Genomic DNA, 6,455 nt, shown 5'->3' with positions numbered 1-6,455 from the left:
TCAGCGCCGCCGCCAGCCGGGACGCGGCCGGGCGGGTCTCGTCCCGCAGCGCCTCGGCGGCGGCGAGCACGTCGCGCCGGCCCGCGTCCTCGGGCACCTGCGCGGCGGCCCGCTCGTACAGCCGGGCGCCCTCCTCCAGGACGAGGCCGGTGTCGATGCCGGCCGGGATCTTGACGCGCGCGTGGTGCCGCCAGGTCGTGACGGGGTCGCTCCACGCCTCGACGGTGTACGTCCACCGGCCCGGTGCCCCGGGGGTCACCTCGGCGCCCCAGCGGTCGGTGCCGGGGGCCAGTTCGCGCATGGGCGTCCAGGGGCCGGGGCGGCCCTCGGGGTCCCGCAGGACGACGTTGGCGGCCACCGCGTCGTGTCCCTCCCGGAACACGGTGGCCGATATCCGGAACGTCTCGCCGGTCACCGCCTTGGCGGGCCTGCGCCCGTGCTGGACCACCGGACGGACGTCGAGCACGGGGATGCGGCCGACGGCCGGGGTCGCGGGTGTCGAGGCGCCGGGAGGTGGGGCGCCGTGCGCTGTGGGGGGTGCTGACGAGTGGTGCGTGGCGGGCATGACCGCTCCTGTCCGCGTCGACGAGGGTGGGCGGATGACTGTGGGGAGGTGGGTCGCGCGGGGTCGTACCAAGCGTGTACCGCAGGATCCTTCCCACACTCTTCGGGTGGGCAATCCGGCGCTTTGTTAACTACTCACGCGTATCTCTCCCCATCCCTTGCGTGCCCCCGCGTGCCCCCGCGTGTCCCCGCGTCTCCCTGCGCATCCCCGCGAGCACTCAGGTGCGCGGCACTCGCAGCAACCGGTCCGGTGATCCCGTGCCCCGCCCGGACACCTTGCCCGAAACGGCCTCCGACACCAGCGCCTTGGCCACCTGGGCGGGCTTGGCGCGCGGATGCGCCGTCAGGTACAGCGCCGCCGCGCCCGCGACGTGCGGCGCCGCCATCGACGTACCGGAGGCCGTGGCCCGCGCGGTGTCGCTCGCGCGGGACGCCGAGGTGACCGACACGCCCGGGGCGAACAGGTCGACGGCGGCGCCGTAGTTCGAGAAGGCGGCCCTGGTGTCGTTCCGGTCGGTGGCACCGACCGTGACGGCCTGTGGCAGTCCGGCGGGGGAGTACCCCGACGCGGGACGCCCGGAGTTGCCCGCGGCGACCGTGTACGTGACGCCGGACGCGATCGAGGCGCGGACGGCGGCGTCGAGCCGGCTGTTGCGCGGACCGCCGAGGCTGAGGTTGGCGACCGCCGGCTTGCGGGCGTGTTTCGTGACCCAGTCGATGCCGGCGATGACCCGGGCGGTGGTGCCGGCGCCCTGGTCGTCCAGGACGCGTACGGCGACCACCCGGGCCTTCTTGGCCACGCCGTACGCCGATCCGGCGGCGGTGGCCGCGACATGGGTGCCGTGTCCGTTGCCGTCCTGGGCGGTGCGGTCCCGGTCCACGAAGTCCCGGCCGCTGCTCGCCCGGCCGCCGAAGTCCCGGTGCGAGGTGCGGACGCCGGTGTCGATGACGTAGACCGTCACGCCCTTGCCGCCGCTGCCGGGCGCGGTGTAGCGGCGGTCCAGCGGCAGGCTCCGCTGGTCGACGCGGTCGAGACCCCAGGACGGCGGGTTCCTCTGCGTGCCGTCCACGACCACGCGGGTGTCCTGGACGACCGAGGCGACCCGGGCGTCGGCCGCGAGCCGCCGCGCCTGTCTCGCGTCGGCGGTGACGGCGTATCCGTTCAGCACCGTGCCGTAGGTGTGGCTGATTCTCGCCCCGTACGCACCGGCGATCTCCTGCCCGTCGGCGGAGGCCGCCCGCACCTCCCCCTTCAGTGTCACCAGGTAACTCCCGCTCACCGAGCCGGGTGCCCCGGCGCCGAGTACGCGGCCCTCCGGTGCGGCCTGCGCGGGCAGGGTCATGGCCGAAAGCGCCGCAGCACAGCTCACCGCGACCAGGCCCCCCGCCGGGCGCAGACGCGTGCGCGTCCGTGCCATGGTGTGCGTTCCCCTCCTCGGTCCGGCGGGCCGCCCTCCCCGGGACCGCCACGCCTGCACGCAGCCTCTCGTGTGCCACGAAGGGTCACAAGGTGGCCCAGCGGGGTGGAATCAGCCATATCCGGACGTGCGGGACCGGTGGTCCGTCCGGCGGTCCCGGATGCCGTCGTTCCCGCCGATCGGGCGGTCTGCGGGCGAAGCCCCCACGAGGGCTGCCCTGACGCCGGTACCGTCGGAGAGGCGGCGCGGTACACACCGCGTCGTTCCCGCGATCGCGTGAGGTGGAATGTGAAGGCCATCCGCCGACTGACCGTCCGTCCCGTCCTCCCCGAACCCCTGCGGCCACTCAGCGACCTGGCCCGCAACCTGCGCTGGTCCTGGCACGCGGAGACCCGCGACCTGTTCCGGTCCGTCGACCCCGAGTGCTGGGCGGCCTCGGGCCGTGACCCGGTGCGGCTGCTCGGCGCCGTCCCCGCCGAGCGGCTCGGCGAGCTGGCCGAGGACCGCCGCTTCGTGCGCCGCCTCGCCGCTGCCGCCGACGACCTCGACCACTACATGACCGGCGACCGCTGGTACCAGACGCAGTCCCGGGCCCAGGCCCAGGCGCAGTCCGCCGGGCTGCCCGCCGCCGTCGCCTACTTCTCCCCGGAGTTCGGCATCACCGCCGCGCTGCCGCAGTACTCCGGCGGCCTCGGCATCCTGGCCGGCGACCACCTGAAGGCCGCCAGCGACCTGGGTGTGCCGCTGATCGGCGTCGGCCTGCTCTACCGGCACGGCTACTTCCGCCAGTCCCTGAGCCGGGACGGCTGGCAGCAGGAGCACTACCCGGTCCTCGACCCCGATGAGCTGCCGCTGACCCTCCTGAAGGAGACCGACGGCACCCCCGCCCAGGTCCACCTCGCCCTGCCCGGCGGCAAGGAACTGCGCGCCCGGCTCTGGCTGGCCCAGGTCGGCCGGGTCCCGCTGCTGCTGCTCGACTCCGACGTCGAGGAGAACGACCTCGGCGAACGCGGCGTCACCGACCGGCTCTACGGCGGCGGCAGCGAGCACCGGCTCCTCCAGGAGATGCTGCTGGGCATAGGAGGGGTCAGGGCGGTACGGACGTACTGCCGGCTCACCGGACACGCCGAACCCGAGGTGTTTCACACCAACGAGGGACACGCCGGCTTCCTCGGCCTGGAGCGCATCGCGGAACTGTGCGACCGGGGATCGGAGTTCGAGCCGGCACTGGAGGCGGTCCGGGCCGGGACCGTCTTCACCACCCACACCCCCGTCCCGGCCGGCATCGACCGCTTCGACCGCCAACTGGTCGCCCGGCACTTCGGCCCCGGCGCCGAACTGCCCCGCATCGACGTCGAACGCGTCCTGCGCCTGGGCATGGAGACCTACCCCGGCGGCGAACCCAACCTCTTCAACATGGCGGTGATGGGCCTGCGCCTGGCCCAGCGCGCCAACGGCGTCTCCCTGCTGCACGGCGGCGTCAGCCGGGAGATGTTCTCCGGCCTGTGGCCCGGCTTCGACGCCGACGAGGTGCCGATCACCTCCGTCACCAACGGGGTGCACGCGCCCACCTGGGTCGCCCCCGAGGTGTTCCGGCTCGGAGCCCGGCAGATCGGCGTACAGCGCACCGAGGACGCGCTGACCGTCGGCGGCTCCGACCGCTGGGACTCGGTCGCCGACATCCCCGACGAGGACATCTGGGAGCTGCGCCGCACGCTGCGCGAACAGCTCGTCACCGAGGTACGGGAGCGGCTGCGGGCCTCCTGGCGCCAGCGCGGCGCCGGTACGGCCGAGCTGGGCTGGATCGACGGCGTCCTGGACCCGGACGTCCTCACCATCGGCTTCGCGCGGCGCGTCCCCTCGTACAAACGCCTCACGCTGATGCTCCGCGACCGCGACCGGCTGACGGACCTCCTCCTCCACCCCGAGCGGCCGGTGCAGATCGTCGTCGCGGGCAAGGCGCACCCGGCGGACGACGGCGGCAAGCGGCTGATCCAGGAACTGGTCCGGTTCGCCGACGACCCGCGCGTGCGCCACCGCGTCGTCTTCCTCCCCGACTACGGCATGGCGATGGCGCAGCGGCTCTACCCGGGTTGCGACATCTGGCTCAACAACCCCCTGCGTCCCCTGGAGGCGTGCGGCACCTCCGGCATGAAGGCGGCGCTCAACGGCTGCCTCAACGTCTCGGTGCTGGACGGCTGGTGGGACGAGTGGTTCCGGCCGGACTTCGGCTGGGCGATCCCCACCGCGGACGGCGCCGGCACCGACCCCGACCGGCGCGACGACATAGAGGCCGCCGCCCTCTACGACCTGCTGGAGCAGCGGATCACCCCGCGCTTCTACGAGCGCGGCCCCTCCGGCCTGCCCGACCGCTGGATCGAGATGGTCCGCCGGACCCTGAGCCTGCTCGGGCCGAAGGTGCTGGCCGGGCGGATGGTCCGCGAGTACGTGGAGCGGCTCTACGCGCCCGCCGCCGCGGCCCACCGCGCGATGGACCCGGACGCCGCGCGCGGCCTCGCCGAGTGGAAGAGCCGGGTACGGGCCGCCTGGCCCGGGGTGAGCGTCGACCACGTCGAGACCGGCACCGCCACCGCCACCGCCGAACTCGGCTCCACGCTGAGCCTGCGGGTCCGCGTCGACCTCGGGGAACTCGCCCCGGACGACGTGGAGGTGCAGGCGGTCTCCGGCCGGGTGGACTCCGAGGACCGCATCACCGAGGCGACGGCGGTCCCGCTGAAGCCGGTGGGCGGCCCCGACCTGGAGGGCCGCTGGGCCTACGAGGGCCCGCTCGCCCTCGACCGCACCGGCACCTTCGGCTACACGGTCCGCATCCTGCCCGCCCACCCGCTGCTGGCCTCCGGCGCGGAACTGGGCCTGGTCGCGGTCCCCTCGGACGAACTGGTGGAGGCTGCGGGGCTGCTGATGCGGTGACGACCGGGCCCGCGCCGGCGCGTCAGCCGGTGAGGGCGGTGGCCTCCACTTCGACCAGTACGTCGGGCTCGAAGAGGTAGTCCACGCCGATCAGCGACGCCGGGGGCATCGGTCGGGGCAGCCCGATCTCCCCGGCGACCCGCTCGACGCCCGCCATGAACGCCTCGATCTTCTCGGGCGCCCAGTCCGTGACGTAGAAGGTCAGGCGCAGGACGTCGTCGAACGTCGCGCCGGCGCCCGCGAGGCCCGTCGCGGTGTTCCGCAGCGCCTGCGCGACCTGCCCGGCGAGGTCGCCCGGCGCGACCGGGGCTCCGTCCGCGGTCCGCGCGATCTGGCCGCTGACGTGCACGTGCCGGGTCCCGGTGCCGACGGCGACATGGGCGTAGGGGGTGGGGCGCAGCATGCCGTCGGGGGTGAAACGGCGAACAGGCATCGAGGTCTCCTCGGTCGGTGAGCCGGAGTGGGTATACCTTCGCTACCTGGTGTACGAAGGGCACTTCAAGGAGACCAAGTACCGGCATGGATACCGCACCCGACTTCCCCACCGGTGAGCTGCGCATCACCGCCCCGCACCGGGAGCTGCTCGACCAGGTGCTGGACAAGTGGTCGCTGGACGTCCTCAACGAACTGTGCGAACGGCCCTGCCGGTTCAACGACCTCCGCCGTGCCGTCCCCGCGGTGACGCAGAAGTCGCTGACCGCGACGCTGCGGCGGCTCGAACGCAACGGCATCGTCGAGCGGGTGCTCCTCAGCACCCGCCCCGTCGCCGTCGAGTACCGGATCACCCCGCTGGGCAAGACCCTCCGGCACCCGGTCGAGGTCCTCCTGGAGTGGGCCGCGGCGCACCTGCCGGAGATCGAGCGCGCCCGCGACGCCTTCGACGAGGCCTAGTCCTCGGCCTCCCCGGCGGCCAGCCGCCGCAGTACCGTGCCGCAGCGCCGCGCGTACGCGTGCTGCAGCCCCCGGGTCGCCGCGCCGCCGGCCTTGGCGTACCACTTGGCCGGGCGGCTGAAGGCGGTCACCGTCAGCCAGACGGTGCCGTCACCCGTGCGGTCCACGACGAAGGCCTCCTCGCCGCACTCGGGGTGACCGGCCAGCGTGCCGTACGCCCACCCGGCACGGCGGGGTTCCTCCACCGTCCACACCACCCGGCAGGGCGCCTTGATCATCCCGGCGAGGGTGACGGTGACGTCGACGCCGGGCGCGGCACGCCCGGCACCCGCGTCCAGGCCGACGCCCATCGCCCGGTGCATCTCCCAGGTCAGCAGCGCCTCGGCCGCCCGGCGGAAGACCGGCTCCCCCTCTCCCAGCCGGGTGCGCACGTGCAGGGAGTGGAACCCCGGCGGGCAGTGGCCCTGCCCGCGGGTCGCGCCGACGGCGTCGTAGGTGAAGGACATGGGTCCCAAGACTAGGGCCTGTCTGGCCATTCCCGTCGTCGCCCGAAGGGCGGCTCCGCGGCGTCAGGCGCGTGCTCTGGGGGTCCCCCCGGCCGGAGGCTGGGGGAGTGCCGGCCCCTGGCCCTCGTACTGGACGTACTCGGGT

General features: G+C 74.1%; 6 protein-coding genes. 2 read left to right on the top strand and 4 right to left on the bottom strand.

Going from position 1 to position 6,455, the window contains the following annotated elements:
* Both J7I94_RS26915 and J7I94_RS26910 read right to left on the bottom strand, forming a co-directional pair.
* A partial coding sequence (locus J7I94_RS26915) for a maltotransferase domain-containing protein (protein WP_215170943.1) occupies positions 1 to 565 on the bottom strand: 565 nt, incomplete at its 3' end.
* Positions 566 to 782: 217 nt separating this feature from the next.
* The gene (locus tag J7I94_RS26910) at positions 783 to 1,982 is read right to left on the bottom strand and encodes a S8 family peptidase (RefSeq protein WP_215170942.1); all 1,200 of its coding nucleotides are present in this window, start codon (positions 1,980 to 1,982) and stop codon (positions 783 to 785) included.
* Positions 1,983 to 2,270: 288 nt separating this feature from the next.
* On the opposite strand from J7I94_RS26910, the gene J7I94_RS26905 reads away from it, so the two are divergent.
* A complete protein-coding gene (locus J7I94_RS26905; RefSeq protein WP_215170941.1) occupies positions 2,271 to 4,913 on the top strand; it encodes a glycosyltransferase family 1 protein in 2,643 nt (880 codons plus the stop codon).
* Positions 4,914 to 4,935: 22 nt separating this feature from the next.
* Here the strand turns inward: J7I94_RS26905 and J7I94_RS26900 are convergent, their stop codons facing one another.
* Positions 4,936 to 5,346, bottom strand: a complete 411-nt coding sequence (locus J7I94_RS26900; protein WP_215170940.1) for a RidA family protein — start codon at positions 5,344 to 5,346, stop codon at positions 4,936 to 4,938.
* A gap of 86 nt (positions 5,347 to 5,432) precedes the next feature.
* Between J7I94_RS26900 and J7I94_RS26895 the strand changes: the two genes are divergently transcribed.
* The gene (locus J7I94_RS26895; RefSeq protein WP_215170938.1) at positions 5,433 to 5,804 is read left to right on the top strand and encodes a helix-turn-helix domain-containing protein; all 372 of its coding nucleotides are present in this window, start codon (positions 5,433 to 5,435) and stop codon (positions 5,802 to 5,804) included.
* On the opposite strand, the gene J7I94_RS26890 is transcribed toward J7I94_RS26895, so the two are convergent.
* Positions 5,801 to 6,310, bottom strand: coding sequence for a DUF1990 domain-containing protein (locus J7I94_RS26890; RefSeq protein ID WP_215170936.1), 510 nt, complete (start codon positions 6,308 to 6,310; stop codon positions 5,801 to 5,803). The genes J7I94_RS26895 and J7I94_RS26890 overlap by 4 nt on opposite strands.
* Positions 6,311 to 6,455: the final 145 nt, after the last annotated feature.

This window comes from Streptomyces sp. ISL-12 (assembly GCF_018614415.1).
Taxonomy (GTDB): domain Bacteria; phylum Actinomycetota; class Actinomycetes; order Streptomycetales; family Streptomycetaceae; genus Streptomyces.
This window is presented reverse-complemented; position numbering and strand designations above follow the sequence as displayed.

What these genes read in the sequence shown, in the direction of transcription:
- J7I94_RS26910 (WP_215170942.1), bottom strand. Translation starts at nt 1,982, where the DNA reads ATGGCACGGACGCGCACGCGTCTGCGCCCGGCGGGGGGCCTGGTCGCG.
- J7I94_RS26900 (WP_215170940.1), bottom strand. Translation starts at nt 5,346, where the DNA reads ATGCCTGTTCGCCGTTTCACCCCCGACGGCATGCTGCGCCCCACCCCC.
- J7I94_RS26895 (WP_215170938.1), top strand. Translation starts at nt 5,433, where the DNA reads ATGGATACCGCACCCGACTTCCCCACCGGTGAGCTGCGCATCACCGCC.
- J7I94_RS26890 (WP_215170936.1), bottom strand. Translation starts at nt 6,310, where the DNA reads ATGTCCTTCACCTACGACGCCGTCGGCGCGACCCGCGGGCAGGGCCAC.